This window comes from Paenibacillus sp. FSL H8-0259 (assembly GCF_037963255.1).
GTDB lineage: Bacteria > Bacillota > Bacilli > Paenibacillales > Paenibacillaceae > Paenibacillus_AQ > Paenibacillus_AQ phytohabitans.
The window spans coordinates 3,591,431-3,615,697 of record NZ_CP150147.1 but is presented as its reverse complement, the minus strand read 5'-3'; the positions used below and the strand labels follow the sequence as shown (position 1 = coordinate 3,615,697).

Annotated in this window: 24 protein-coding genes and 1 riboswitch; of the genes, 11 read left to right on the top strand and 13 right to left on the bottom strand. The window is 54.2% G+C overall.

Going from position 1 to position 24,267, the window contains the following annotated elements; all coding sequences use genetic code 11:
• Positions 1-67: 67 nt before the first annotated feature.
• On the bottom strand, positions 68-658 hold the full coding sequence (locus NSU01_RS15255) for a TetR family transcriptional regulator C-terminal domain-containing protein (protein ID WP_042136757.1): 591 nt from the start codon (positions 656-658) through the stop codon (positions 68-70).
• 138 nt (positions 659-796) lie between these two features.
• Positions 797-1,270 (bottom strand): transcriptional repressor, encoded by a 474-nt coding sequence (locus NSU01_RS15250; protein ID WP_076244750.1) that lies wholly within the window; start codon positions 1,268-1,270, stop codon positions 797-799.
• Positions 1,271-1,523: 253 nt separating this feature from the next.
• On the opposite strand from NSU01_RS15250, the gene NSU01_RS15245 reads away from it, so the two are divergent.
• Both NSU01_RS15245 and NSU01_RS15240 read left to right on the top strand, forming a co-directional pair.
• Positions 1,524-2,099, top strand: a complete 576-nt coding sequence (locus tag NSU01_RS15245; RefSeq protein WP_076244748.1) for a hypothetical protein — start codon at positions 1,524-1,526, stop codon at positions 2,097-2,099.
• A 132-nt stretch (positions 2,100-2,231) separates the two neighbouring features.
• A complete protein-coding gene (locus tag NSU01_RS15240; RefSeq protein WP_076244745.1) occupies positions 2,232-2,906 on the top strand; it encodes an S-layer homology domain-containing protein in 675 nt (224 codons plus the stop codon).
• Positions 2,907-3,021: 115 nt separating this feature from the next.
• Here NSU01_RS15240 and NSU01_RS15235 read toward each other — a convergent pair whose 3' ends face one another.
• The 4 genes from NSU01_RS15235 to NSU01_RS15220 all read right to left on the bottom strand — a co-directional run bounded on the left by NSU01_RS15235 (position 3,022) and on the right by NSU01_RS15220 (position 7,183).
• Positions 3,022-3,771, bottom strand: a complete 750-nt coding sequence (locus NSU01_RS15235; protein WP_042136749.1) for an amino acid ABC transporter ATP-binding protein — start codon at positions 3,769-3,771, stop codon at positions 3,022-3,024.
• 12 nt (positions 3,772-3,783) lie between these two features.
• The gene (locus tag NSU01_RS15230; protein WP_042136746.1) at positions 3,784-4,452 is read right to left on the bottom strand and encodes an amino acid ABC transporter permease; all 669 of its coding nucleotides are present in this window, start codon (positions 4,450-4,452) and stop codon (positions 3,784-3,786) included.
• A 93-nt stretch (positions 4,453-4,545) separates the two neighbouring features.
• A complete protein-coding gene (locus NSU01_RS15225) occupies positions 4,546-5,400 on the bottom strand; it encodes an amino acid ABC transporter substrate-binding protein (RefSeq protein ID WP_042136744.1) in 855 nt (284 codons plus the stop codon).
• A gap of 262 nt (positions 5,401-5,662) precedes the next feature.
• Complete coding sequence (locus NSU01_RS15220) at positions 5,663-7,183, bottom strand: DHA2 family efflux MFS transporter permease subunit (RefSeq protein ID WP_076244743.1); 1,521 nt, start codon at positions 7,181-7,183, stop codon at positions 5,663-5,665.
• 408 nt (positions 7,184-7,591) lie between these two features.
• Here NSU01_RS15220 and NSU01_RS15215 point away from each other — a divergent pair, with 408 nt between their 5' ends.
• The 9 genes from NSU01_RS15215 to NSU01_RS15175 all read left to right on the top strand — a co-directional run bounded on the left by NSU01_RS15215 (position 7,592) and on the right by NSU01_RS15175 (position 16,115).
• On the top strand, positions 7,592-8,284 hold the full coding sequence (locus NSU01_RS15215) for a TetR/AcrR family transcriptional regulator (protein ID WP_179093535.1): 693 nt from the start codon (positions 7,592-7,594) through the stop codon (positions 8,282-8,284).
• 68 nt (positions 8,285-8,352) lie between these two features.
• Positions 8,353-8,455: riboswitch (TPP riboswitch) on the top strand.
• A gap of 112 nt (positions 8,456-8,567) precedes the next feature.
• On the top strand, positions 8,568-9,350 hold the full coding sequence (locus tag NSU01_RS15210; RefSeq protein ID WP_256703900.1) for an ABC transporter ATP-binding protein: 783 nt from the start codon (positions 8,568-8,570) through the stop codon (positions 9,348-9,350).
• Positions 9,331-10,107: an ABC transporter permease gene (locus NSU01_RS15205; RefSeq protein WP_076244736.1), complete on the top strand. Its 777-nt coding sequence runs from the start codon at positions 9,331-9,333 to the stop codon at positions 10,105-10,107. The genes NSU01_RS15210 and NSU01_RS15205 overlap by 20 nt, the downstream gene beginning before the upstream one ends.
• Complete coding sequence (locus tag NSU01_RS15200; RefSeq protein WP_076244733.1) at positions 10,104-11,201, top strand: ABC transporter substrate-binding protein; 1,098 nt, start codon at positions 10,104-10,106, stop codon at positions 11,199-11,201. Before NSU01_RS15205 ends, NSU01_RS15200 begins: the two co-directional genes overlap by 4 nt.
• A 76-nt stretch (positions 11,202-11,277) precedes the next feature.
• Entirely contained in the window at positions 11,278-12,075 is a 798-nt protein-coding gene (gene thiM / locus NSU01_RS15195; RefSeq protein WP_083705566.1) for a hydroxyethylthiazole kinase, read from the top strand.
• Positions 12,076-12,102: 27 nt separating this feature from the next.
• Positions 12,103-12,930 carry a bifunctional hydroxymethylpyrimidine kinase/phosphomethylpyrimidine kinase gene (gene thiD / locus NSU01_RS15190; RefSeq protein WP_076244729.1) on the top strand — a complete coding sequence of 276 codons (828 nt, stop codon included), beginning with the start codon at positions 12,103-12,105 and terminating at the stop codon, positions 12,928-12,930.
• Complete coding sequence (thiE, locus tag NSU01_RS15185) at positions 12,927-13,598, top strand: thiamine phosphate synthase (RefSeq protein WP_076244727.1); 672 nt, start codon at positions 12,927-12,929, stop codon at positions 13,596-13,598. Before thiD ends, thiE begins: the two co-directional genes overlap by 4 nt.
• Positions 13,599-13,805: 207 nt before the next feature.
• Positions 13,806-14,276, top strand: coding sequence for a MarR family winged helix-turn-helix transcriptional regulator (locus tag NSU01_RS15180; protein WP_076244724.1), 471 nt, complete (start codon positions 13,806-13,808; stop codon positions 14,274-14,276).
• 6 nt (positions 14,277-14,282) lie between these two features.
• Positions 14,283-16,115 (top strand): ABC transporter ATP-binding protein, encoded by a 1,833-nt coding sequence (locus NSU01_RS15175; RefSeq protein WP_256703899.1) that lies wholly within the window; start codon positions 14,283-14,285, stop codon positions 16,113-16,115.
• An 89-nt stretch (positions 16,116-16,204) separates the two neighbouring features.
• Here the strand turns inward: NSU01_RS15175 and NSU01_RS15170 are convergent, their stop codons facing one another.
• From NSU01_RS15170 to NSU01_RS15140, 7 genes are all read right to left on the bottom strand, one after another.
• A complete protein-coding gene (locus NSU01_RS15170; RefSeq protein ID WP_042136724.1) occupies positions 16,205-17,149 on the bottom strand; it encodes a hypothetical protein in 945 nt (314 codons plus the stop codon).
• A gap of 56 nt (positions 17,150-17,205) precedes the next feature.
• Positions 17,206-17,907 carry a pseudouridine synthase gene (locus NSU01_RS15165; RefSeq protein WP_042136721.1) on the bottom strand — a complete coding sequence of 234 codons (702 nt, stop codon included), beginning with the start codon at positions 17,905-17,907 and terminating at the stop codon, positions 17,206-17,208.
• Between the two features lie 85 nt (positions 17,908-17,992).
• Positions 17,993-18,190 carry a DUF3934 family protein gene (locus tag NSU01_RS15160; RefSeq protein WP_144026107.1) on the bottom strand — a complete coding sequence of 66 codons (198 nt, stop codon included), beginning with the start codon at positions 18,188-18,190 and terminating at the stop codon, positions 17,993-17,995.
• Positions 18,191-18,336: 146 nt separating this feature from the next.
• The gene (gene asd / locus NSU01_RS15155) at positions 18,337-19,422 is read right to left on the bottom strand and encodes an aspartate-semialdehyde dehydrogenase (RefSeq protein ID WP_042136717.1); all 1,086 of its coding nucleotides are present in this window, start codon (positions 19,420-19,422) and stop codon (positions 18,337-18,339) included.
• A 122-nt stretch (positions 19,423-19,544) separates the two neighbouring features.
• A complete protein-coding gene (locus tag NSU01_RS15150) occupies positions 19,545-20,771 on the bottom strand; it encodes a VWA domain-containing protein (RefSeq protein ID WP_042136716.1) in 1,227 nt (408 codons plus the stop codon).
• Positions 20,772-23,120: a DUF5682 family protein gene (locus NSU01_RS15145; protein WP_076244715.1), complete on the bottom strand. Its 2,349-nt coding sequence runs from the start codon at positions 23,118-23,120 to the stop codon at positions 20,772-20,774.
• Positions 23,117-24,220, bottom strand: coding sequence for an AAA family ATPase (locus NSU01_RS15140; RefSeq protein ID WP_042136712.1), 1,104 nt, complete (start codon positions 24,218-24,220; stop codon positions 23,117-23,119). The genes NSU01_RS15145 and NSU01_RS15140 overlap by 4 nt, the downstream gene beginning before the upstream one ends.
• Positions 24,221-24,267: the final 47 nt, after the last annotated feature.

Genomic DNA, 24,267 nt, shown 5'->3' with positions numbered 1-24,267 from the left:
GAACCTGTTAATAGAAGAATCACAGGTTCAATCTTTTTTGGAAATTCATCCGCGTTTGACCGGGTACTTAAGCCATCAGCTTGTCGAAATGACTGGAAATGAGCATAATCATATCTTCCGGTGTTACCATTTCGGGATAGATTACACTATGGACGACCAATCCGTCTACTAATGCATGCAGCGTCTTAATTTCCCGGTCCAGATCCAGGTCCTGTCTTAACAGATTCACGGCATCCAGGTACTCCATCATCTGGCAGAAGCCGCTATACAGCCCGTTATGTACTTCCTGTTTCAGCGCCTGTATGGCGGGGTCCGCTGCTGCCCGTCCGACAAAAGCCAACCAGACCTCCGCTTCCGCTCTCCTCTCTTCATCAATGGGCATTAATTCATGAATCAGCCTCTCCACATCCTCCCGGGGATTCCCCGAGTATTGAAAGACCTCAACTCTCTGATAACTTCGTTCACTCACCAGTCTCATGGAGAAGGCAAGCAGCTCGGATTGGCTGGCAAAATAATGCCGCAGCGATCCCAGCGACATGCCTGCCTCCTTGGCAACATTCCGCACGGATACAGCTTCCAGACCATCACGCCGGATGATCCGCCAAGCCGCCTCCGCCAGATGATTACGGCGTTCATCATGGTCCACTTTTTTTGGCATAACGTCATTATAGCATGTGCACCAGCGTCATATCCCTGCTCCATAAGTCGCAAATGCGCTGATTCTCCGCTGCAGTCAAACAAAAAGACGCCGGCTGTTAAATCAGCCATGCGTCTTTGAATGTGCCCCAGCTGCGGCTCAGGATACAGCCCGGCATTCTTTATCGCCCTTGCAGCCGTTTCCCTTGCAGGTATTATAGGTGCCTTTGAAATCAAGCCGGTGATCGGTCACACTGAAGCCGTACTCACGGGCCAGCCGCGCTTCAAGGTCCAGCAGCCAGTCATCCTTAATCTCCTCCAGCTTGCCGCATACACTGCAGATCAGGTGGTGGTGCATATGAACATGATCGTCACTGCGCAGGTCATAGCGGGCAACGCCATCGCCGAAATTCATCTTTTCTACAATATGAAGTTCACACAGCAGCTCCAAGGTACGGTATACGGTCGCAAGTCCCAAATGCGGATAACTGCGCTTGACCAGCATATAGACCTCTTCTACGCTTAAGTGATCCTTCTCGTTGTCCAGCAATACTCTTACTATAGCCTCGCGCTGAGGCGTAAGCTTATAATTCTGCGCCGCAAACTGCTGGCTGATATTTGCTACTCGGTTCACCCGGGTTCCCACCTTTCCGGAAGTTGAACAATTCCCGATAATAATTAGTAATCTTTACGATATAAGCATAACAAACTTGTCCGTCAAAGAAAAGGCCTGACACCAGTATAACATCACTTTTCCCCAAAAACGTATAAATAGGTTCTGCGGATTATGATTATATTATTGCCGGCTAGTCTTACGCCCAATCCGAAGTGCGCCCTCCCTCCATACCTTATATAGACTAAATCTCTTATAAGTGAGGATGATTCGGATGGTGAAAATAAAACCTAAGCAGACCCAGCGGCTTGTAACAGCCCGTGTACTGCGCAGAGTAGCCACGGCCATGCTGCCGTTCTACCGGAAAATTGCCGGAAACAGCAGTTATGCCGCTGATTGGACAACCGCTGTTGTCTCCGCAGATCTTGATCTGATGGGCAGCCTGCTGGCCAGAATTCCCACCCTTGCCAGGGTAGAGAATTATGGGACGAACGGCATCGGCTATTTCATCTCGTTTCCTTTTCCGCTGCCGGTTGCGTTCTACACGAATGGAACAACGATTCCGCCGGGCACGGTCCAGTTCACCTTCAGTACAGCAGCCCACCGGAGCATCGCACGGGCCGTTATTCCGCTCTACCGGGAGCTCTCTGTAAATAACTGCTTCGCGGAGAGTCTGGCTGCAGCCATCCGGCGCAGAGACCGCGGTGCGGTAACAGCGATGGTACGCAGCCTCGTCACAGCAGATTCGCTGAAATCCGTAACCATTGAAGACAGCGGGATCGCGCTGCTGTTCAGAACCCGGTTCAGTAAATACCCTTACCGCAACCTGCTGTTCCAGGAAATGATGTAAAACGTCTGCAACCTTTTCTATTGTCATTGCGTCATTAGAGTCAAGTTGAAACGGTTACGCCGTGCTGTAACGGACAATCACCGGATCAGCGTGAAATCTAGTGGTACAACCTACAATAGAGGTGGAATTCAGATGAGTATCAAAAAAAACACGATCGCAGCTTTTACAGCCGTAACGGTTCTTACCTTCTCTTTCGGCGGACAAATTTTTGCAGCCGGCAGCAGCTTTAAGGATATTGACAGTGTAACCGGTAAGGACAAAATCAACTCTCTGAAGCAGCAGGGCCTGATCAAAGGGATATCGGATACCCAGTTTCTGCCCGCATCCACTGTAACTACAGCACAAGGCGTTCAGTTTATCACGGGCGGACTCCAGCTTAGCCTGGCCGCAATCAGTTTCAACAAGGCTCCCGTAGCCAGTGCGATCTTCTCCAAAGTAAAAGACAACGCCTGGTACGCAGAAGCCTTCATCAATGCACACTATAATGACGTGGATATTCCCGCTGATATTGATCCATCCAAACCGATTACCAAAGAGCTGTTCACCAGCCTGCTGATTCAGGGCGTTGAGAAGGCAGGCAACCTGCCGATGATCAACATCGTGCCGGTGGACATCGCCGATGCAGATGCGCTTGAGCCATCCTACCAGGGCACTATCCAGCGGTCCCTGAAATACAACATCAATACACTGGATGCTAACGGCAAGTTCAACCCGAAGAGCCAGCTCACCCGCGCCGAAGCGGCAATTATGCTCTACAACGCACTGGACTATTTGAACTCACGCAGTGATGGAGCAACACAGAACTAACTAATGGCTGAGTAATCCTTCGTGCACTCCCCCGCGCATGATGAATTCACAAGCAGAAAAGGCAGTCCGGGATTCCCCTCCCGGACTGCCTTTTTGCATTAATGCCCACATTCGTTTAGTCTTCTCCGCTGAGCCGGTTCAGGAACTGCAGGGCGCGCGGATTCTTCGTCTGCTCCAGCACCTGCTGCGGAGTTCCCTGCTCCAGAATGACCCCGTTATCCATTAAGATGATCCGGTCGGCCACATCGGCCGCGAATTTCATCTCATGGGTAACAATGACCATCGTCATTCCTTCCCGGGCCAGCTGCTTGATGACCTTCAGCACCTCACCGACCAGCTCCGGATCGAGCGCCGAGGTTGGCTCATCGAACAGCAGCACCTCCGGCTCGACCGCCATCGCCCGGGCAATCGCCACACGCTGCTGCTGGCCGCCGGACAGCTGATGCGGATAGGTATCCGCCTTGTCGGCCAGCCCTACCTTGTCCAGCAGGGCAAGCGCCTTCGTTCTGGCTTCCTCCCTGGAACGCTTCTGAACTGTCACCTGGCCCTCCATTACATTACCGAGCGCCGTCATATGCGGGAACAGATTGTAGGACTGGAAGACCATTCCCGTCTGCTGGCGAAGAGACAGCACGGTACGCTGTGGAATTTTGCCGCCGGGAGTGAAATCCAGCTTAATATTATTCAGAGCCAGGCTGCCCTTGTCGGGAGTCTCCAGCAGGTTGAAGCAGCGCAGCAGGGTGGTTTTGCCGGAGCCGGAAGGTCCGATAATGACCATCACCTGGCCATGCTCAACGGTAAGATCAACCCCCTTCAAGACCTGCAGCGGACCGAAGGATTTATGTAAATCACGTATTTCAATCATGGGTATGCCTCCTTAACTGGCCGAATACCGGTCCAGCCGCTTCTCCAGGTATTTCTGCAGCACCGATAATACTGAGCAAAATAACAGATAGAATAAACCCGCTTCGCAATACAACAGCAGCGGTTCATAGGTGGTGGCTGTAATTTGCTGAGCTTTTCTGAACATTTCTACATATGTGATGCTTGCTGCAAGTGATGTATCCTTTACCAGACTAATAAATGAATTGGATAATGGCGGAACCGATACCCGGGCAGCTTGAGGCAGAATCACCCGCCGCAAAGCCTGTCCACGGCTCATACCGACGGAGAAGGCAGCCTCCCATTGCCCTTTATGTATGGAGAGAATAGCCGCCCGGACAATTTCCGAGGAGTATGCCCCGACACTAAGGGTGAAGCCAATCACAGCTGCGATGAACGGATCAAGCACAATACCTACCGTAGGCAGCCCGTAGAAAATAATAAACAGCTGAAGCAGCAGCGGTGTTCCGCGGATGACCCAGACGTAGAAGCCGGCAATCAGCTTCGGAATTCTCCAGGAAGAGAGCCGCACAAGCGCAGTAATTACAGCAAGTGTAAGCCCAAGTGCAAAGGAGACCAAGGTCAGCGGAATGGTAAAAGCCACCCCGGCTTTGAACAGAGGCAGCAGTGAATCGAGAAATATTTGTATTTTGCGGTCATCCATCGTTCTGACATCCTTCTTGGAACGGCAAGGCGGAAGCAACCAGCTCCGCCCTGTGTCCATAAGTTATTTGAGACTGCCGTCAAGCAGGCAAGCTTATTTCGATACATCAGCTCCGAAGTACTTCTCGGAAATCTTCAGATATGTGCCATCATCATGCATGGCAGTCAGCGCTTCATTCACTGCCTGCACAAGCTCATCGTTACCCTTCAGGAAGACCGCTGCACTATACGAGCCTTCTGCAATCTCATCAACCTTCTTGATCTTGATATCAGGCTTCTGCTTCTTCAGATCCAGGAAGGACAAGCCGTCATTGACGGTTGCATCAATCCGGCCGGAGGTCAGCAGATCAATTGCCTGATTGAAGCCTTCGGTGGATACAATCTCTGCACCGTTATCCGTTGCAATCTGTCCGAGGTTACTTGTCAGGGACTGGCCGGCTTTCTTGCCCTTGAGGTCCGCGAATGATTTGATATCTTCATTATCTTCACTGACGATCAGCACAGCCTTGGATACGATATACGGGTCGGAGAAATCATATTTCACTTTGCGCTCATCCGTAATGGAAACTTCGTTGAAGATCGTATCGAACCGCTTGGCATCCATGCCGGCAAAAATACCGTCCCACTGAGTCTCGATAAACTCGGCTTCCACGCCCAGACGTTTAGTTACTTCTTCAGCAATTTCCACATCGAAACCGGTCAGCTTGCCGTCGGCATCATGATATGTGAACGGGGCATAGGTGCCTTCTGTTCCGATACGCAGCTTGCCGCTGGCTTTGACAGCTTCCAGACTATTCTGCTCAGCAGGTGCTGCACTATCAGTAGCCGCCGCAGTCGGTTCAGCCGCCGCATTGCCGCCTGTTGCTGAATTATTGTTATTGTTGTTGCCGCATGCCGCAACCACGGCCATGGTCAGGAGCAGCATAATTGTCAGACTAAGTTTTTTCATAAGATTAATCCCCTCTCATCTCTCTTTATGTTCCGGACTTGCCGGCAAAATGAATCGTAACACTGAGCTGTTACATCCGTCAATAACTTTTTCCGATAATAAACATCGGATTTATGTTATATAGGTTTTTGATAGTTTAGCTTGCCCCGAAATTGCATTTCTACATCAGTGGAAGACAAACTAAATGATCCACAACGCAAAACAGCGACCCTCCAGTAACGGAGAATCGCCGCCTTACTTCTTATGAATGTGAATGCACCTATTAACCGTGCATGATTTCAGGCAACGCTTTCTCCCTGGAGCCTCCGCTTTCTGGTTTGCGGCCCCTGCGCAGCAGCAGTCCAAGGACGGCGCCGCCTAAAGCTACAAAAATCATAATGTGGAAGGTGTCGGCAAAGCCTTGGGCCAATACAGTCTGCTTGGCCAGCTGCAGGGCTTCCTTCGAGACTCCGTCCACCGTCTGCCCGGCAGCGGCTGCCGCCTCCTGCATTTCAAGACCACGCGCGGAGGTTCTGGCCGTCAGAATCGTAACCAGTGTTGACACTGCAAGTGAGTTAATGACCTGCTGCATGGAGTTGGTGAGTGAGGTTACCCGGTTGACCAGATTGCCTGGCGCCTTGTTCAGCAGATGCGTATTCATCGGCATCATCATCATCCCCATCCCTGCACCGCACATGATTAGCGGAAGAATGAGATCACGGCTCTGGGTGGTCAGATCGACATGGGAATACTGAAACAATGCGCCAGAGACCAGACTGAGTCCGCAAACCACCAGCCAGCGCACCCCGATCCGGTCGAACAGAATTCCGGCAATTGGCATCATCAGCCCGGAAGCAATGGCCTGCGGCAGCAGGGTCAATCCGGTATCAAATGCGCCGAAGCCGCGGGCCTGCTGCAGAAACTGCGGCAGTAGAAATAAAGCACCATATAAGCCGAACTGGGCGATCCACTGCACGATAATTCCGGTGGTGAAATCCACGGATTTCAGAATCCGCAGCTCCAGTAAAGGGGTCCTGGAACGCAGCTCGGCAATGACAAAGGCAATCAGTGCAACAGCTCCCAGAGATAACCCGATTAGCGTTTTGTCCGAGGTCCAGCTCTGCGCACCCTGACTTACACCGTAAGTGAGTGAAGCAAAAGCCAGCGGTCCGAGCACCATTCCGAATTTATCCATGCCGGGAACGGTGTTCTTCGCCGCATTCGGCAGCTTTCGCAGCCCGATCAGCACACAGATAATACCGATGGGGATATTAATCAGGAAGATCCAGCGCCAGGAGTGGTATTCCACCAGCCAGCCTGACAATACAGGACCAATCGCCGGAGCGAACAGCACGGGAATTCCCATAATCCCCATAACAACGCCGACTTTACTCTTCGGAGCCAGTCTGTACACATAAGCCATCCCGACCGGGAGCACACAGCCCCCTCCAAGACCCTGCAATACCCGGAAAACGACCAGCCATTCTGCACTGCTTGGCGTTGCACACAGAATGGAGCCGATCGTAAACACAATAACAGCTGTCAAAAAGACGTTCTTAGCCCCGAACCGGTCAGACAGCCAGCCTGACAGCGGAATGACCGAAGCCTGCGCCAGCATATACCCGGTTACGACCCACTGCAGCGTATGCAGGTCTGTATTGAAATCCACTACCATCCTGGACAATGCCACATTCATTGCCGTACTATCCAGCACGACCATAAATACGCCGGCAATAATCGCCAGCAGCGGAACTAGAATGCCGGATAACCGGAAATCGGCATCCTGCTTCAAGGTCTGATCCATACTCCTTCTCCTCCTGAACTGTCCGCTGTCATCTACGTTGACCTGCGGGCAGGTTTGTCTATATAATTAGTGAACGGACAATTGTCCGCGTTCGCATTTCATAGTCTACGGACAATTGTCCGATGTGTCAAGCGGAATACGCCAATTCCCCACACTTGATTCGTTTACCGGCAGAATAGAGATTTCTTAGGACGCACTGTAGGCATAAATGTTGTATATTTTGCAGCTTTGATTCATGGATAGCCGGGTTTCCGGATGGATTGTTGTATGAAATGCAAGAATAGTTCTGCTAAACTGCTTGAACAAGCTGAAATAATGCATTTTATACAACAATTTGGGATTTAGGCCGATCGAATGAGGGAAATGTTGTATTATGGGCAGGATTTACTTTATATGAAAGGGGATATCATGAAAAAAACAGAAACGGAAGTTGAACCTGTAACATCAGCAGCTCCGGACAATACAGAGAACACAGAGAACAAAGATAACACAGTGAACACAGACATCGCTGCAAAAGAACCCGCCGATCCTTATATGCAGCGGATACTCGAGGCGGCCCGCCAGCTGTTCACCGAGAGCGGCCTCGAAGCTGTCAGTATGTACGGCATCGCCAAACGGGCCGGTATAGGGCAGGGATCGCTCTACCGCCGCTTCACTGATAAGGGCGAAATCTGTTCGGCCCTGCTGCTGGACAGCACCGAGCAGTTTCTGTCGGGGATGGAACAGCAGCTTGCTGCCAGCGCTGGTGAAACGGCTGCCCTCGCGCATCTGCAGAGCAGCATTGAGCAGGTCGTTGGTTTCATTGAGCAATATGCGGAGCTCTTGAACATGATCAAATCCGAATTCACCGGCAAGAAGCAGCTTACCCAGTTCGAACATCCTTTTTTCCAGCGGCTCGGAGTGATTATGGGTGAACTTCTGCACCGCGCATCCGCGAATGGAGAGATTATCGGGATCGATCCCCGCTTCGCTGCCACAGCGCTGATCTCTGTACTTAGTCCCGATCTTTACCTGTATGAACAGAAACGGAACGGCTCCTCCAAAGAGGAAATCTCGCGGGGAATTGTTGCGTTGTTCATCACCGGCCTCTCCAAGCGCTGAGCACAGGCTCTTTACAAGCGGGGAAATTATGGTATATTAAGTACCAATTACGAATTCAATAGCACCTGTTATTTCACTAGGGGAGTCGGCCGACTGAGACGGAGCTTAAGCTCCGGACCCTTGGAACCTGATCTGGATCATACCAGCGGAGGGAAGTGGAGCAGAATGTATCAGCGGTTCCGCGTCTTTGCAAACTGACTGTACCTTCAGGCCCATTCATTTCCTCCGGAAATGGATGGGTCTTTCTTGTTTTCGTAGCGTAATCACTTTTCCCTAAGGAGGCTTGCTTCCCCATCCTATGATCAACATCGCTAACCTGTCCTATTCTTTCGGCGCAGCTTCAAGGGCTCCGGTCTTCTCCGGAATCTCCATGAAGGTCCGCCGCGGCGAGTTCATCTCCGTCGTGGGTGCCAGCGGCTGCGGCAAAAGTACGCTGTTCAAGATTATCGCCGGCCTGCTGGAACCCGGCAGCGGCGAGGTTGCCCTGCATGGGCAACCGCCTAATAACGCCTCGGAGCGGCTCGGCCAGGTCGGCTATATGCCGCAGCGGGATCTCCTGCTGCCCTGGAGAACCGTACTGGACAATTGCCTGCTGCCCTGGGAACTGAAGCGGAGCGGCTCCAAAGAGGAAGCCGTTATTCAGATCCGCAGCATGCTGCAGCAGTTCGGTCTTGGTGATACGGGGGCTGCGTATCCGCATGAGCTGTCGGGCGGCATGCGCCAGCGGGTTGCGGTACTCCGCACCATTGCCGCCGGGAATGAGCTGCTCCTGCTGGACGAGCCGTTCGGGGCACTGGACGCCATAACCAAGCGGGAGCTTCACCGCTGGCTGCTGGAATTATGGTCAGGACTGGACAAGACTGTGCTGTTCATTACCCATGACCTTGAAGAAGCGCTTCTGCTTAGTGACCGCATCTATCTGATGACCGGCAGTGCCGGGGGCGGTATGCAGGAGTTCATCACCGGTCTTCCCCGCCCCAGACATCATAGTCAGAATTACGAACCGCAGTTTGTTGCCCTGCGGCAGGATTTGGAGCTGAAGCTGTATGACAACCGTCTTCTATAGAAGATTGCTGCGGGAGTACAGCCCGGCTATTCTGCTTGTGCTGCTGATTCTTGCGGTCTGGGAAACGGTGTCCCGGCTGGGGCTGATTCCTCCGTTCATCCTGCCGGCTCCCACTGCCATCTGGATTGCTCTGATGGAAGACAGGCATTTACTCTTCGGCGTTCACCTGCCTGCAACGCTGCTTGAGGTACTAACAGGCTTCGCTCTGTCCGTCTTCTGCGGCAGTCTGCTGGGAACGGGCATGCATCTGTTCAGGCCGCTGGCCAAAGCGCTGTATCCGCTGCTGATTATCAGCCAGACGATTCCGCTGGTTGCCCTCTCTCCCCTGTTTATCATGTGGTTCGGCTATACCTTGTGGAGTAAGGTTGCCGTAGTGTTCCTGACCGCCTTCTTCCCGGTGGTTGTCGGCACCTACGATGGGCTGGGCAAGAATACGGAGCAGTACCGCGAGCTGTTGTTGACGCTTGGCGCGAACCGCTGGCAGATTCTCCGCAAGGCTGCTGTTCCGCTGGCCCTGCCGTCCTTTTTCTCCGGACTGAAGCTGTCGGTGGTGTACTGCGTCATTGGCGCTACCATCGGCGAATGGCTTGGAGGCAGCCGGGGGCTTGGTTATTTCAGCCGGAGAATGGCCGGCAATCTGCAAAGTGCCGAGATGTTTGCCGCTGTTGTGCTGCTGTCCGCCCTTGGGATCACTTTGTTTCTGTGTATTGCTACGCTCGAGAAGTTATTTCTGAAGAAAAGAGGACGTTATTCATGACTCCAATCCGCTATAACCGTTATCTCTACACCCGTAGTGCTCAACCTTATAAGTTGCTGCCTTATATATTGCTCCTGTCTGTTCTTTTGGTGCTGCCGGGCTGCGCCGGCAATAACGGGTCGGCTGGCAATAACGTGCCGGCTGGCTCCGGCTCATCATCGGCATCATCCGCTCCGGCGGCAGCCGCAGACGGTACAGCCCATAAGCTGACGATCATGCTCGACTGGTATCCGAACGCCGTTCATTCCTTTTTGTATGCGGCACAGAGTGAGGGGTATTTTGCCGAAGAGGGGCTTGATGTTGAGATACAGATGCCTGCCGACAGCAACGACGCGCTGAAACTGGTAGCTGCCGGACAAGTCGATCTGGCCCTCAGCTACCAGCCGCAGGTGCTGATGGCCCGGGGAGAGCAGATTCCGGTCAAATCCGTTGCCGCTCTGGTACGGCATCCCCTGAACCATCTCATGGTTTCCGCAGACAGCGGAATAACCCGGCCCGGGGAGCTCTCAGGCAAGCAAGCCGGTTACTCCTCCATTCCGCTGTATGAAGCCATGCTGCACACTATGATCCAAACCGATGGCGGCGATCCCGCCTCCCTGAAGCTGATTGACGTCGGCTTTGAGCTTATCCCTGCCCTCTCCACCGGGCGTGTGGATGGAATTATGGGCGGATTCATCAACCATGAGCAGCTGATATTAGAGCAGGAAGGCCATCCTGTGCGTTCGTTCAATCCTGTTGACTACGGGGTTCCTGATTATTATGAGCTGGTGCTGGTCGCAAGTGACCAGGGTCTGCAGAATTCCTCGGAATATTTCCAGAAGTTCATGAATGCTGCGCGCAAGGGTCAGCAGTTCGTCACTAAGCAGCCGGAGCAGGCGCTGAAGCTTCTGCTGGAGCATCAGGATGCCACCGCACCGCTTGATGAAGCCATCGAGAAGCGCAGCCTGGAAATTCTGCTGCCGCTGATGGATGCCGGTGCACAGCCCTTCGGTTATCAGGATAGCGTTTCCTGGGAGAATGTGCGCAAATGGCTGAGCGAGGGCGGTCTGCTGGCTGAGGAAGTTGACAGTGCGGATGCTTTTATTAATTTATAGAACATGCTTTCGAAGTTAGTTTTGCGAAATGATCTCAAGGATGCGTATGCTATCAAAACTTTCAGGAGGAATAATCATGTCTTTTCTATCCAAGGTACGGCAGGCAAATCCGCTCGTACATAACATTACCAATATTGTAGTGGCTAATTTCACCGCTAACGGACTGCTGGCGCTGGGGGCTTCCCCGTTCATGGCCGACGCACTGGAAGAGGTGGCGGATGTTGCCGCGATGTCCGGGGCGGTCGTGCTGAACATCGGTACACTGAATGAAGCTATCATCACTTCAATGGTGAAGGCCGGGCAAGCCGCGAACCGGCATGGTGTCCCGCTCGTGCTTGATCCCGTTGGAGCAGGTGCTACACCGTACCGCACTGACGTTACCGCGAAGCTGCTGGGTGAGCTGCAGCTGACCGCTCTGCGCGGCAATGTGGCCGAAGTAGCCAATGTCGCCGGAGAGCGCTGGGCGAGCAAAGGCGTCGATGCCGGAGCAGGTGAAGGCGATGTGATCGCCTTGGCGAACAAGGCTGCGCGGAAGCTGAACTGCGTGGTGATCATCACCGGCAAGGAGGATATCATTAGCGACGGCACGCGCACCTACATCGCCAGCAACGGCCATTCCATCCTGACCCAAGTGACGGGAACCGGCTGTCTGCTCAGTGCCGTAGTAGGCGCATTTCTTGCAGTAAGCGGCGGGAATGCGCTTAAGGCAGCTGCCGAAGCACTCTCGTTCTACGGCGTGGCAGCCGAGATTGCCGCAGAAGCCGCGGAAGGACAAGGACCCGGCAGCTTCCAGATAGAGTTCCTGAATCAATTGTCCCTGGTGAAGCCAGATATCTACAGCAGCCGGTCACGCCTGCAACTGCTTGAACAATAAAACACACCTCTAAAAGGAGAATACCCGATGACCCGTATACGTAAAGCGTTAACGATTGCCGGCTCTGACAGCGGCGGCGGTGCCGGTATCCAGGCTGATCTGAAGACCTTCCAGGAGCTTGGAGTCTACGGAATGTCCGCGCTCACAGCGGTCACGGCACAGAATACCTTAGGTGTTCAAGGCGTATATCCGCTGGAGCCGGAAGCCGTTGCTGCGCAGCTGGATTCTATTGGCAGCGACTTGGCGCCAGATGCCATTAAGACCGGTATGCTGTTCAGCAGTGAGATTATCGGTGTTGTAGCGGATAAGGTGACAGCGTACGGCTGGCAGCAGCGGCTTGTGATCGACCCGGTAATGATTGCCAAGGGCGGGTCCGCTCTGCTGCTGCAGGAAGCCGTGCAGGCACTGATTACCGGACTGCTGCCGTTGGCTCTTGTGGTTACCCCCAATCTTCCCGAGGCAGAGATTCTCACGGGGATGAAGATCAATGGAATGTCAGACAGAGAACAGGCTGCACGACTCCTTCATCAGATGGGTCCGCAGTACATTGTTCTTAAGGGCGGACATGATCCGGCAGGCGATCAGCTGGTGGACCTGCTCTATGACGGCCGGGAATTCCAATATCTGACCAGTCCGCGGATTGAGACCAGGCATACGCATGGGACCGGCTGTACTTTCTCGGCGGCGGTGGCGGCAGGACTTGCGCTCGGCCACTCTATAAATGAAGCGGTGCATACAGCCAAAGCCTTCATTCAGGCAGCCATTGAGGACAGTCTGAATATCGGGGCAGGACAAGGGCCGACCAATCATTTTGCTTACGGGAACCGCATCAGATCAGGGGGGCAGCAGCTATGAAACGGATTGACAGTGAGGATATGCGTAAGCTCCTTAAGGTATATTTCATTATGGGCAGCGTGAACTGCCGCCTCTCTCCAGCCGAGACTTTATCTGCCGCAGCAGACGGGGGAATCACCTTATTCCAGTTCCGTGAAAAGGGTCCCGGTGCTCTGACCGGCGCTGCTCTGCTAGAGCTTGGACAGCAGCTCCGGGCAATCTGCCGGGACCGGCGGATTCCGTTCATCGTCAATGACGACCTGGAGCTGGCGGTTGCACTTGATGCAGACGGGGTCCATGTGGGCCAGGGTGATCTGCCGGCCCGGACGATCCGCCAGCGGCTCGGTGAGCACAAGATCATCGGCGTTTCCGCCCATAATCTCGCGGAAGCGCAGCAGGCGATTGCGGACGGAGCCGATTATCTCGGGGTCGGTCCGGTCTACCCCACCTCCTCCAAAGACGATGCCGAAGCCGTTCAAGGGACGGCTGTCATTGATACGCTCCGCCGCAGCGGGCTTAATATCCCCCTGGTAGGGATAGGCGGTATAACCCTGGATAACGCCCTGCCGGTGATCCGGGCCGGTGCAGACGGAATCTCCGTAATCTCGGCCATTGCCGGAGCGGAGGATATCCGTGAGACCGCGAGGGCGTTCGGGCGGATTATACAAAGCGGAATGCTTCCGGAATGAGCTTAAATAAATGAGTGTATTTCAATTCCAAAAACACCCGCAGCTGCCTTCACACAGGCGCTGCGGGTGTTTATTGTGCATTCCGGCATAACCTGTTTACCGCTATTTCAGCGTAACATTTACTTTTGGAATATTCAGGCGTATAATCAGTTTACATTGTTAACTGTTAACAAAAGAAACTATTATCAGGTCAGAGGAGGTTGCCCCATGACAGATCCGGCGCAAACGATAGAGGTGTATCATTCCTTGCTCGCCGTTGCCCGCCAGCTCCGTAAGCTGGCCCATCAGAGCGCTGCGGATCTCGGATTAACCGTGCATCAGATCGGTATACTGAATTCTCTCCTCAAGCATCCCGGTCAATCGCAGAAGGAAATAACGGAGCGTCTGGTATTTGCCAAGAGCCGCGTAAGCCTGCATATTGATGCATTGGCCGAGAAGGAACTGGTGACCCGGACCACCTCCGAGGCAGACCGCAGGGAAACGAGGCTGAATCTCACACCGGCAGGTGAAGCGCTGTGCAGGCAATATAACGAAGACGCCTACTCATACCAAATGCTGGGAGCGGCACTGGATCATTTCTCCGGAGAAGAAGTCCAGTCGCTCATTCAAATGCACTCACAGCTGCTTGAACAGCTGACCCGGAATCAGGATAACTTAAATAACACACAAAGCTGGTGATGAATAATGTCCAGAGGTTTCGGTCCAATGGGATTCGGCGGACCCGGGCATGGCAAATTAAAGTTCGATGATGATGAGGCGAAGCCGGATATATCCAAGACGCTGCTGCTCCGCATCGTGAAATATTTCCTTCCTTACTGGAAGCAGACCCTTCTGGTGATGATTGTGCTGTGCATTACTGCAGTGCTAGGGCTGCTTCCTCCGATCCTGATTCAGCATATTATTGACCGCGCGCTCCCTGATAAAAACCTGAGGCTGCTGGTTCTGCTCGTCCTCGCCTCGCTCGGTACAACTGTAGTGTCCGGTCTGCTGGGCGTGCTGCAGAATTACCTGAATTCCTTTATCTCACAAAATATTGTCCACGATATGAAAAATCAGATGTACCGCCATCTGCAGGGCATGCCGCTGCAGTTCTTCTCAGGGGTCAAGCAAGGGGAAGTCATCACCCGGATGACCAGTGATATTGCCGGGATACAGGGCGTGTTCAACAGCACCATCGTCAATTTTGCCAGCAATCTGTTCATTCTGACTACGACAGCGGCAACTCTGTTTATCATGAACTGGAAGCTGGCGCTACTGGGCATACTGGTTGTCCCCCTGTTCATTATGCCAACCCGCAAAATGGGCAATGTGCGCTGGAAGCTGGCCAAGAAAACCCAGGAGAAGATCTCCGAGCAAAACCAGATCATCCAGGAAACGCTCAGTCTCAGCGGATATATGCTCATGAAGCTGTTCACCAAGGAAGACAACGAGCTGGCGAGCTTCAGAACCGTTAATGCCCAGGCGACACGCCTGCAGATCCGGGAATCGATGGCCGGACGCTGGTTTATGCTGGTCCTCACCACCTTCACCAGTATCGGGCCCATGCTGATTTATCTGTACGGGGGTTATTTATTTATCCAGGGAGAGCTGACGGTTGGTGCGATTATCACCTTTGTGGCGCTGCTGGGCAGATTATACGGGCCGGTCATGCAAATGACCAATCTGTATGTGGATGTGAACCGGTCGGTGGCGCTGTTTGAACGGATTTTTGACTATTTCGATATGGACCCGCTGATTGTGGATTCGCCGCTGGCCCTGCCAAGCAGTGCTGACGGCCAGGATATCGTCTTCGACAAGGTGAATTTCGCCTATCAGCCGGGCAAACCGGCCCTGCGGGAAATTTCCTTCACGGCTGCCGCCGGATCACTGACTGCGCTGGTCGGCCCCAGCGGAGCGGGTAAAACAACCATTACCAACCTCATCCCCAGACTCTATGAACTGGATTCGGGTGTGATCCGCATCGGCGGCAAGGATATCCGTGAGTTCACGCTGCACTCCCTACGCTCTCAGATCGGGCTGGTTACCCAGGACACATATCTGTTCAACGGGACCATCCAGGAGAATCTGCTCTATGCAAGCGCCGGTGCCACGGAGTCCGAGATGATTGCCGCCTGTGAAGCCGCTTATATTCATGATTTCATTATGAAGCTGCCTGAAGGCTACAATACGGTAGTCGGTAACCGGGGAATCAAGCTGTCCGGCGGAGAGAAGCAGCGGATCTCGATCGCCCGCGTGCTGCTCAAGAATCCGCCTATTATCATCATGGATGAAGCCACCTCGTCACTGGATACAGTGTCGGAGTTCTATATCCAACAGGCGATGCATCAGCTGCTGCTGGGCAAGACCAGCATCGTTATCGCCCACAGGCTTTCCACCATTATGGCTGCCGATACCATTCTTGTCGTTCAGGACGGCGCTATTGTGGAGTCTGGACAACATGCTTCTCTGCTGGCGGACAACGGGGTCTACAGAGATTTGTATAACAAGCAGTTTCAGGCGTCAGAGTCCGCCACTTGATATTGTACGGAATTGAAAAAGGGATTCACGGAGGCCATTAACCGCTGCCTCCGGAATCCCTTTTTATAATTGAACAGACAAGTCCAGGTTTATCTCTCTGTACGCAATGGCTCCAGCTTATCCATCCATCCGCTGAAGTATTCCGGCGTCTCGTTCTTCTTCAAGCGGTCATAATATTCGTCCACAAAACCGCCGTCTCCGGCACGCTGTCCTGCCCACTCATAGAATTCTTCAAACCGCGTCAATGCAAAACTACGCTTCTCCAGAATCAGATAAGCACTGAGCAGGCTGTCCAATGTCAGGTCTGTGGGGTTATTTTTGTACTCCTGCTCACTTAGCCGCAGCTGGTCTTCCGCATATTGCTTGGTGAGGGTCTTATCCGGTACATACCGTGTTCCCTGAAGCTCATACACGCCTACCAGCGCTGGACCAAGCGGCAATTGCCCGGAAAAGGGACTTGCAAGCAAATCCTCATCTCCGTCCTGATCCGTATCCTCATAGTTCACCGATACATTATCGTTAACAGTTACCTGCATGACTCCGTCGATTTCCTCCACGACAATATAGGATGATTCAGGACGGTTATCCATCAGACTGAACAAAAAAGTGGCATGATTATTCTGCACAAGCGCTTCCGCCCAGAGATCATCTTCCTCACTCCAGATATTGCCGCCTTCCATCTTAATTCCGGCTTGCTTGCTGTCAAAGACAATCTTCCCGTCCTTCACAACCGCAAACTGCGTATACGTAAACTCCCCTTTGTTCCAGTAATACACCTCGTAGATCTGCCCGTTCAGCTGAACGGCATCCATATGTAAGAAGCCTGAATATTTATCCGAAATCTCGGGGGAGACTTCCGGTACTTCCCCCGTAAAATCAGCGGTTGCATCCGCCGGAGAGGCTTGTGGTGCAGTTGACTGTGCTGCTGCTTCTGAAGTCACAGATGCTTCCGGCGGCTCCGCAGATTCATTACTGCCGGTTCCCGAGCAACCGGCTATAACCATTAGCGCTAATAGCAAACTTATTATTCTCATTTGATCCTCCTGATGGTTTGTCAGTATGTCAGCAAACGCTTAAATGCTGTGAATCCCTATTTCTCTGCGTCCAGTCTGGAGTAGAGTTCAGCCAGCTCTTCTGCGGTCAGATGCCTCCACTGCCCCCGCTCAAGGCCGCTGAGCGTAATGTGCATGATCCGGATGCGCTCCAGGCGGAGCACCCGGTATCCCAGCTCCTTGCACATCCGGCGGATCTGCAGATTCAGCCCCTGGGTTAAAACAATCGCGAACTCGTTGTCCGTGATCCTGCGGGTGAGGCAAGGCTTGGTCCGGGTCCCGAGAATACCCACACCGGCTGACATCTCCTGAAGGAATGCTTCAGTCACTGGCTTGTCCACCGTAACGTTATATTCCTTCTCATGCCCATGCTCGGAGCGCATCATCCGGTTAACCACGGCTCCGTCATTGGTCATGAGTATCAGTCCTTCGGACTGTTTGTCCAGCCTGCCGACGGCAAAGATCCGGGAAGGATAACCGACATAATCAATGATATTCCCTTCCACCTGCCGGGCAGCTGTACAGGTAATCCCAACTGGCTTGTTAAGAGCCAGATAGACCCGTTCTTCCCGGTCCGGGCTCAGCGTAACGCCGTCAACGGCCACCGTATCTCCAGGCTCAACACTGGCCCCCGCTGCACAGGCTATACCGTTAATGGTTATCCGTCCCGCCGCAATCAGCCGGTCCGTCTCTCTGCGCGGATATACGCCTGTCTCACTTATATATTTATTAATTCTCACTCCAGTACCCGCTTTCCTGCCCTACATATTAAAGAACACCTGATTCACTTACAAATCAGATGTTGCATATGGGCACATGGCCGCCTTATTTACTGCCTCCGGTTTTGTTGCCTCCGCCGCCGCCCTTGGCTGCGCTTGCTCCCTTAGTTCCCGGTTTGGTACCCGGGCTTCCGGGAGGTCCGCCTTTTGCCGGCTTCACGGGTTTCGCCGTCTTATTCCAGCGGGTCCAGCCCTTGCTCCCTGTCCCTCTGCCTGTGCCGCCGCCTTTACTTTTTGCCACAATATCACTCCGTCGGTATTCAGTTTTCGTCATGCATTCCTCTATCTTACCATTATTCCGGGGGTAATGTCAGGTAAAACCGCAAACAACCTGCGCGGAGAGGCTCCGGCAGGCTGCATTACGAACTGAAATGAAGCTGTTGCTGCTGCTTATTTCGGCTGAATATAACCTTCAGCCTTCAGAAGCTCAGCGATCAGGACAGCACCGCCGGCAGCACCTCTTACAGTGTTGTGGGACAGGCTGACAAATTTGTAGTCATAGAGTGAATCCTCACGGAGTCTGCCGGCCGAAATTCCCATTCCGTTCTCAATATCACGGTCCAGACGGGTCTGCGGACGGTTCTCTTCTTCGAAATAGGTAATGAACTGTTTAGGTGCGCTTGGCAGTCCCAGCTGCTGCGGACGTCCCTGGAAGCTGTTCCAGTGTTCCAGAATCTCTTCCCTGCTAGGCTTCTGCTCAAAGGATGCGAATACCGCAGCCATATGGCCATCAGCAACCGGCACACGAATACACTGTGTGGTGATTACTGGCTGTTCGCTTTTGACAATCCCCTCTTCGGTTACCTTCCCCCAGATCCGCAAAGGCTCCTGCTCACTCTTCTCTTCTTCGCCGCCGATGAATGGAATCACGTTGTCCACCATGTCCGGCCAGTCGGCAAAGGTTTTACCAGCTCCGGAAATCGCCTGATACGTCGTCACAACAACCTTCGAAGGCTTGAAATCATGAAGCGCATGCAGTGTAGGCATGTAGCTTTGAATGGAACAGTTTGGCTTCACAGCGATAAATCCGGTTTCGGTACCCAGACGTTTGCGCTGCTGGGCAATCACCTCAAGATGCTCAGGGTTGATCTCAGGAATCACCATCGGAACATCCGGCGTCCAGCGGTGCGCGGAATTGTTGGAAATAACCGGAGTACCAGTGCGTGCGTAGGCTTCTTCCAGTGCCTTGATTTCTTCTTTCTTCATATCTACAGCGCAGAAGATCAGATCCACATCCGCAGACACTTCCTCTACCTTGGAGGCGTCCTGAACCATGATACTCTTAACGGCCTCCGGCATTGGTGTAGACAGCTTCCATCTGCCTTTGACGGACTCTTCGTACGTCTTACCGGCCGAATTCGCGCTCGCGGCAATAGCCGTTACCTGAAACCAGGGATGATTCTCAAGAAGTGCAATGAAACGCTGGCCGACCATACCGGTACCGCCAACAATACCCGCTCTCAACTTACTTGACATAAGAAATTCATTTCCTTTCAAGCAGCGCCTAGCGATAGGTGCTTTTTAATAACCGATTATAAATGATATATGCATGTTACACAATATGTGATTATAAAGTAAGTGTTTCCTGTTCCTAAAAATTATCGCGCCATCCCCAGACGCTTGGACAATTCACCGAGATCCTGGCCCTTGAGCGCTCCCTCGACCAAAACAGGAAGTAACGCCGGAGTACAGGCAAAGCAAGGGGTTCCGTCACGGGTGAGCTGGGCGGCCAGACGCTCGTCGTAGGAAGGCTTCCCTTCATCCGACAGGGCCAGCAGTGTCATCGTCCGCACACCGGATTCGCGCAGCTCACGCATCCGCCGGACCAGTCCGGCCTGGTTGCCGTTCTCATACAGATCGGAAACAATGATGAACAGCGTCTTCTTCGGCTCCTCAATGAACTGCTCACAATACTTCACGGACTTATGGATATCCGTGCCGCCGCCAAGCTGAATGCCGAAGAGCATGTCTACAGGATCATTGGCACATTGCTCAGTCAAATCTACGACCTCAGTGTCAAAAGCGACCACACGCGTGTTAAGCGCCGGAATGCTGGCGAAGATCGAGCCGATGACCGAAGCCCAGATGACAGAGCTGGCCATCGATCCGCTCTGGTCAATGTCCACGATCACGGTCCATTCCTTGCTGCGGCGTGCCCGGTCGAAATAAAAGAACCGCTCGGGGATAATCATCCGCCGCTCTGCATCGTAATGCTTCAGATTGCGCTCAATGGTCCGCTTCCAGTCCAGCCCGCTCAGGGACGGCAGCGGAGAATGCTGCCGCTTGTTCAGCGCGCCGGTGACGGCACGGCGGATATCCGTCTCCAGCAGCTTGACCAGCTCATCAACCAGTGCCTGGACTAGCATTCTTGCGGTGTCCTTTGTTTTCTCAGGAATTTTGCCTTTGAGTGCCAGAAGCGTACCGACCAGCTGGATATCCGGCTTCACTGCCGCCAGCAGCTCCGGCTCGAACAGCAGCTGCTTCCAGCCTTTGCGCTCCATGGCATCACTCTGGATAATCGAGACAACATCCTCCGGGAAGAAGGTGCGCACATCCCCAAGCCATTTGGACAGGTTAATAGCGGCATGCCCTGATCCCGCCCCTCTGCCCTTCGAACCCGCTTGAGAGGTCCCGTCAGCTCCGCCAGCACCTGCCTCATTATAGATGGCAGCCAGCGCCGCATCCATAATCCGTTCTTCCTCGGTCAGTGTAGGCCCGCCGCCTGTCCCGTAACCGGATAAAGCTTCCTCTGCTTCCTGGCCCAATATCAGCCTCCAGCGCGATACCGCCCCGTTCCGTCCGTTATCCTTAATATCCCCCGCCATCTATAGGTCACCGAAGTCAAAATCATTCAGCTCATCCAGCATTTTGGCTTCCTCCTCCTTCAGCTCGCCTGTAAGAATCTCAGCAGCCTGTTCTGTGTTCACACCCCACAGCTCACCCAGAAGCTCGGAGATCATCGTCTTCTCCCGGGGAGAGAAGGTGCTGAATGCCCGGCGCAGAAAGACCAGGGCACGCTTGAATTCCTCATCGTCCAGGGCATTAATATAATCATTCAGCTGCTCCCACAGGCTCATCCGCGACAACAGGCCGTAGCGGTTACGCATAGACAGCCCTTCGAACCAGCCCGCCCCCAGATCAGCTGGGATACCCGGAGACAGCCGGCGCGACACCTCTGCGGCCACATCTTCCGCAGAGACCGCAGCCCGCTCCATCAGGATCGCGCAGGCGAAGCCGGACAGCCGGGGGTTACGGTCATCCCGCTGTGACAGCTGCTGCAGCTCCTGCAGCCACAGGGCAGTATCCAGAGTCCCGCTATGTTCCAGCGAGATGCCGTTCAGCTCATTCATGGCGCTGATCATCAGCGCCGCAGCTTCGTCGTTACAGCCGCTCGCATCCAGCAGGAACAGGCAGCCGCGCCGGAACAGCTCCTCCAGCAGCGGCACGAGCGGAGCGGTATCCACCTTGCGGATATCGCCGAAGCCGATAATTGTCGCCAGCTCCCGGGCAGCGGCGGCAATAGCAACTACATCGCGGCTGTCCACCGCCAGGCTCTGCAGCACCCGGCTGCTCTCCTCCATCTGCGAGGTCATCGCACACTGGCAGGCGATGCGGATCAGCGCAGACGCATCAGTAATGGAGCGGCACTCCAGCAGCTTCTCCTTCAGCACATAAGCTGAAGCGACTTCAATGGTCTCGCCCAGGAGCGTCGATTCAACCACCTGAATCTCCACCTCCGGTGACCACTGGATAATCCAGTGCTCTGCCCAGGTTGCCCCGGACTGTCCGCTTGGCATATTCCGCACGAAGGATATGCCCAGCAGCTCCAGCCTGTGAAACAGCACGGAACGGTGCAGATCCAGGTAGGCCGCTTCAGCGCTGGACACCCGGCGGTTCTCACGCAGATCGAGCGCCAGGTCACTGGCTACAGTGGACTTATATTTCTCCAGCTTATACCGTTTCAGCAGCCGGTTCAGGTCATCCTGGATCGGTGTCTGGCTGACACCTTCGGCCAGGCTGCCAATCGCCGTACCGACATCTACCCGGGCCAGCGATTCGGCAACAACCGAGAGGTCGCCATGGCCGAGCAGTGTCTGGGCGGCATCGCGCAGATCACGCAGTGTAGGCGCGCTCCCGCCGTGCAGTGCTGCCAGCGACTCTGCCAGCCGGACCGCTTCAATGACTTCAGCCGTGGAGCGGTGCGTCCCGGATCTGCGTACCTGCCTAGCCACGGAGGACAGGTAGAGATGCGGCAGCTCCTCAGCCCTGCCGGACTCCATCAGCTCCCACATCAGCTCGAAGTAATGCGGAGCCCCGTTGCCTGCACCATAGCCGGACATTGTAGAGAGCTTGTAATACGAATACGGCATCAGTGTCAGCTTCGTGCTGCGTGCAGGCAGTGACGCCAGCTCGCTGTCGGTCATCCCGTCTGCAAGGTCTGCCAGTGCAGCAGCATGGTAAGCGCCGCAGATCACTACTATCTTCTCCGGCTGATGGCCGGCTTCAATCTTCTTCCGGATCTGGCGCCGCATATAAGCTTCGCGCAGCGCGTTATAAGCATATTCGCGGGGCTGCTCTACCAGCTCCCGGGACTCTGACAGCTCACGCATCCGGGCTGAGAACGCCAGTATCGCCGCACGGTACGCTCCGCTGCTGGCGTTATGCTCGTAATTGCGTTCCCAATACATATCATAATCAGATTCACCGGCGAGCCGGGCAATCCGGCTGTACACCGATTCCTGCTCCTGCAGCTCATCATCCGTAGGCTCACCTTGTTCATCCGCCGCAGGCTTAAGCACCGGCCTGCTCCCGGATTCAAGCCGCAGGGCATCCTGCAGACCCAGGGTTACGGATGAGGGAAGATCGATGAATTCCGCTTCTGCCCCATGCTCCTTCGCCCATCGCATCCCCTGGTATTCCGGGGAGTAGACAGCAAACGGCCACAGCACCGTCCGCACAGGCAAATCCTCAGTAAAGGCCAGAATTGCAACCGGAGGTTTCGTGACGGTGTGAGTCAAATGACGGATCTCGTCAGTCGCATCACCGGGTCCTTCGATCAGTACGGCGGTCGGCTGAAGCTCATTCAAGTATTCCAGCAGATGCTTCGCACCGCCCGGAGACAGATGGCGCACCCCGAAAATATTCACAACGGCAGCAACAGCCGCCCCACTCACTCGTTCATCTCCTTGCAGGCTTGATACAATCCGCGCCAGTCCGCTCCTTTTTTCTTCATTACATTATCGAGGTATTCCTTCCAGACCAGCTTATCCTTGTCATCATCCTTGACGATAGCCCCCTGCAGGCCGGCAGCCAGATCCCCGTCGGTCAATTCTCCGCTGCCGAAGCTGGCTGCCAGGGCCATGCTGTTCGTCAGCAGGGAGATGGCTTCCGCCGTGGAGATTACACCGGCCGGTGTCTTCACCTTCTCCTTCTTGTCGAGCGTCATGCCGCTGCGCAGCTCGCGGAAGATCGTCACTACCTTGAGCAGTGCTTCATCCGCCGGAACAGAAGCCTGAAGCTCATACGAAGAAGCAATCTCTGCAACCCGCTTCTTCACGATCGACAGCTCGGTCTCCAGATCAGACGGTGCCGGCAGCACTATGATGTTGAACCGGCGCTTGAGCGCCGCTGACATTTCGTTCACGCCGCGGTCGCGCGTGTTGGCGGTGGCAATAATGGAGAAGCCTTTGCGGGCACTGGTCTCCTTGCCCAGCTCCGGCACGGAGATCGTCTTCTCCGAGAGGATGGAGATCAGCGCATCCTGCACCTCGGAAGCGCAGCGGGAGATCTCCTCAAACCGGGCTAGCCCGCCGTCCTCCATTGCCCGCATAATCGGACTCTTGACCAGCGCCTCCGGCGTTGGCCCGTTCGCCAGGAGCATGGCATAGTTCCATGAATAACGTACATGCTCCTCACTGGTTCCGGCAGTCCCTTGCACAACCAGGCCCGAGTTGCCGTAGATCGCAGCCGCCAGATTCTCGGACAGCCAGGACTTTGCCGTTCCCGGCTCACCGATCAGAAGCAGCGCCCGGTCTGTTACCAGCGTGGCGACCGCCATCTCGATTAGCCGCGTGTTACCGATATATTTCGGGGTAATCACGGTCTTGCCCGCCTTGCCTCCGGCAATGAACGTTAACACCGAACGCGGCGACATCTGCCACCCGGCAGGGATACGGCCTGTATCTTCCCTGCGTAAGGCCTCCAGTTCCTCACGGTATAGAACCTCGGCTGGCAGACGCATGTAATCCTGAAGCTGACTTTGTTCCGTCGACATGAACACCTCTCCTTTATAAGAACTCTTCAATTAGATTTCTCAAGCTA

What these genes read in the sequence shown, in the direction of transcription:
- NSU01_RS15255 (WP_042136757.1), bottom strand. Translation starts at nt 658, where the DNA reads ATGCCAAAAAAAGTGGACCATGATGAACGCCGTAATCATCTGGCGGAG.
- NSU01_RS15245 (WP_076244748.1), top strand. Translation starts at nt 1,524, where the DNA reads ATGGTGAAAATAAAACCTAAGCAGACCCAGCGGCTTGTAACAGCCCGT.
- NSU01_RS15240 (WP_076244745.1), top strand. Translation starts at nt 2,232, where the DNA reads ATGAGTATCAAAAAAAACACGATCGCAGCTTTTACAGCCGTAACGGTT.
- NSU01_RS15235 (WP_042136749.1), bottom strand. Translation starts at nt 3,771, where the DNA reads ATGATTGAAATACGTGATTTACATAAATCCTTCGGTCCGCTGCAGGTC.
- NSU01_RS15230 (WP_042136746.1), bottom strand. Translation starts at nt 4,452, where the DNA reads ATGGATGACCGCAAAATACAAATATTTCTCGATTCACTGCTGCCTCTG.
- NSU01_RS15225 (WP_042136744.1), bottom strand. Translation starts at nt 5,400, where the DNA reads ATGAAAAAACTTAGTCTGACAATTATGCTGCTCCTGACCATGGCCGTG.
- NSU01_RS15220 (WP_076244743.1), bottom strand. Translation starts at nt 7,183, where the DNA reads ATGGATCAGACCTTGAAGCAGGATGCCGATTTCCGGTTATCCGGCATT.
- NSU01_RS15215 (WP_179093535.1), top strand. Translation starts at nt 7,592, where the DNA reads ATGAAAAAAACAGAAACGGAAGTTGAACCTGTAACATCAGCAGCTCCG.
- NSU01_RS15205 (WP_076244736.1), top strand. Translation starts at nt 9,331, where the DNA reads ATGACAACCGTCTTCTATAGAAGATTGCTGCGGGAGTACAGCCCGGCT.
- NSU01_RS15200 (WP_076244733.1), top strand. Translation starts at nt 10,104, where the DNA reads ATGACTCCAATCCGCTATAACCGTTATCTCTACACCCGTAGTGCTCAA.
- thiM (WP_083705566.1), top strand. Translation starts at nt 11,278, where the DNA reads ATGTCTTTTCTATCCAAGGTACGGCAGGCAAATCCGCTCGTACATAAC.
- thiD (WP_076244729.1), top strand. Translation starts at nt 12,103, where the DNA reads ATGACCCGTATACGTAAAGCGTTAACGATTGCCGGCTCTGACAGCGGC.
- thiE (WP_076244727.1), top strand. Translation starts at nt 12,927, where the DNA reads ATGAAACGGATTGACAGTGAGGATATGCGTAAGCTCCTTAAGGTATAT.
- NSU01_RS15180 (WP_076244724.1), top strand. Translation starts at nt 13,806, where the DNA reads ATGACAGATCCGGCGCAAACGATAGAGGTGTATCATTCCTTGCTCGCC.
- NSU01_RS15175 (WP_256703899.1), top strand. Translation starts at nt 14,283, where the DNA reads ATGTCCAGAGGTTTCGGTCCAATGGGATTCGGCGGACCCGGGCATGGC.
- NSU01_RS15170 (WP_042136724.1), bottom strand. Translation starts at nt 17,149, where the DNA reads ATGAGAATAATAAGTTTGCTATTAGCGCTAATGGTTATAGCCGGTTGC.
- asd (WP_042136717.1), bottom strand. Translation starts at nt 19,422, where the DNA reads ATGTCAAGTAAGTTGAGAGCGGGTATTGTTGGCGGTACCGGTATGGTC.
- NSU01_RS15150 (WP_042136716.1), bottom strand. Translation starts at nt 20,771, where the DNA reads ATGGCGGGGGATATTAAGGATAACGGACGGAACGGGGCGGTATCGCGC.
- NSU01_RS15140 (WP_042136712.1), bottom strand. Translation starts at nt 24,220, where the DNA reads ATGTCGACGGAACAAAGTCAGCTTCAGGATTACATGCGTCTGCCAGCC.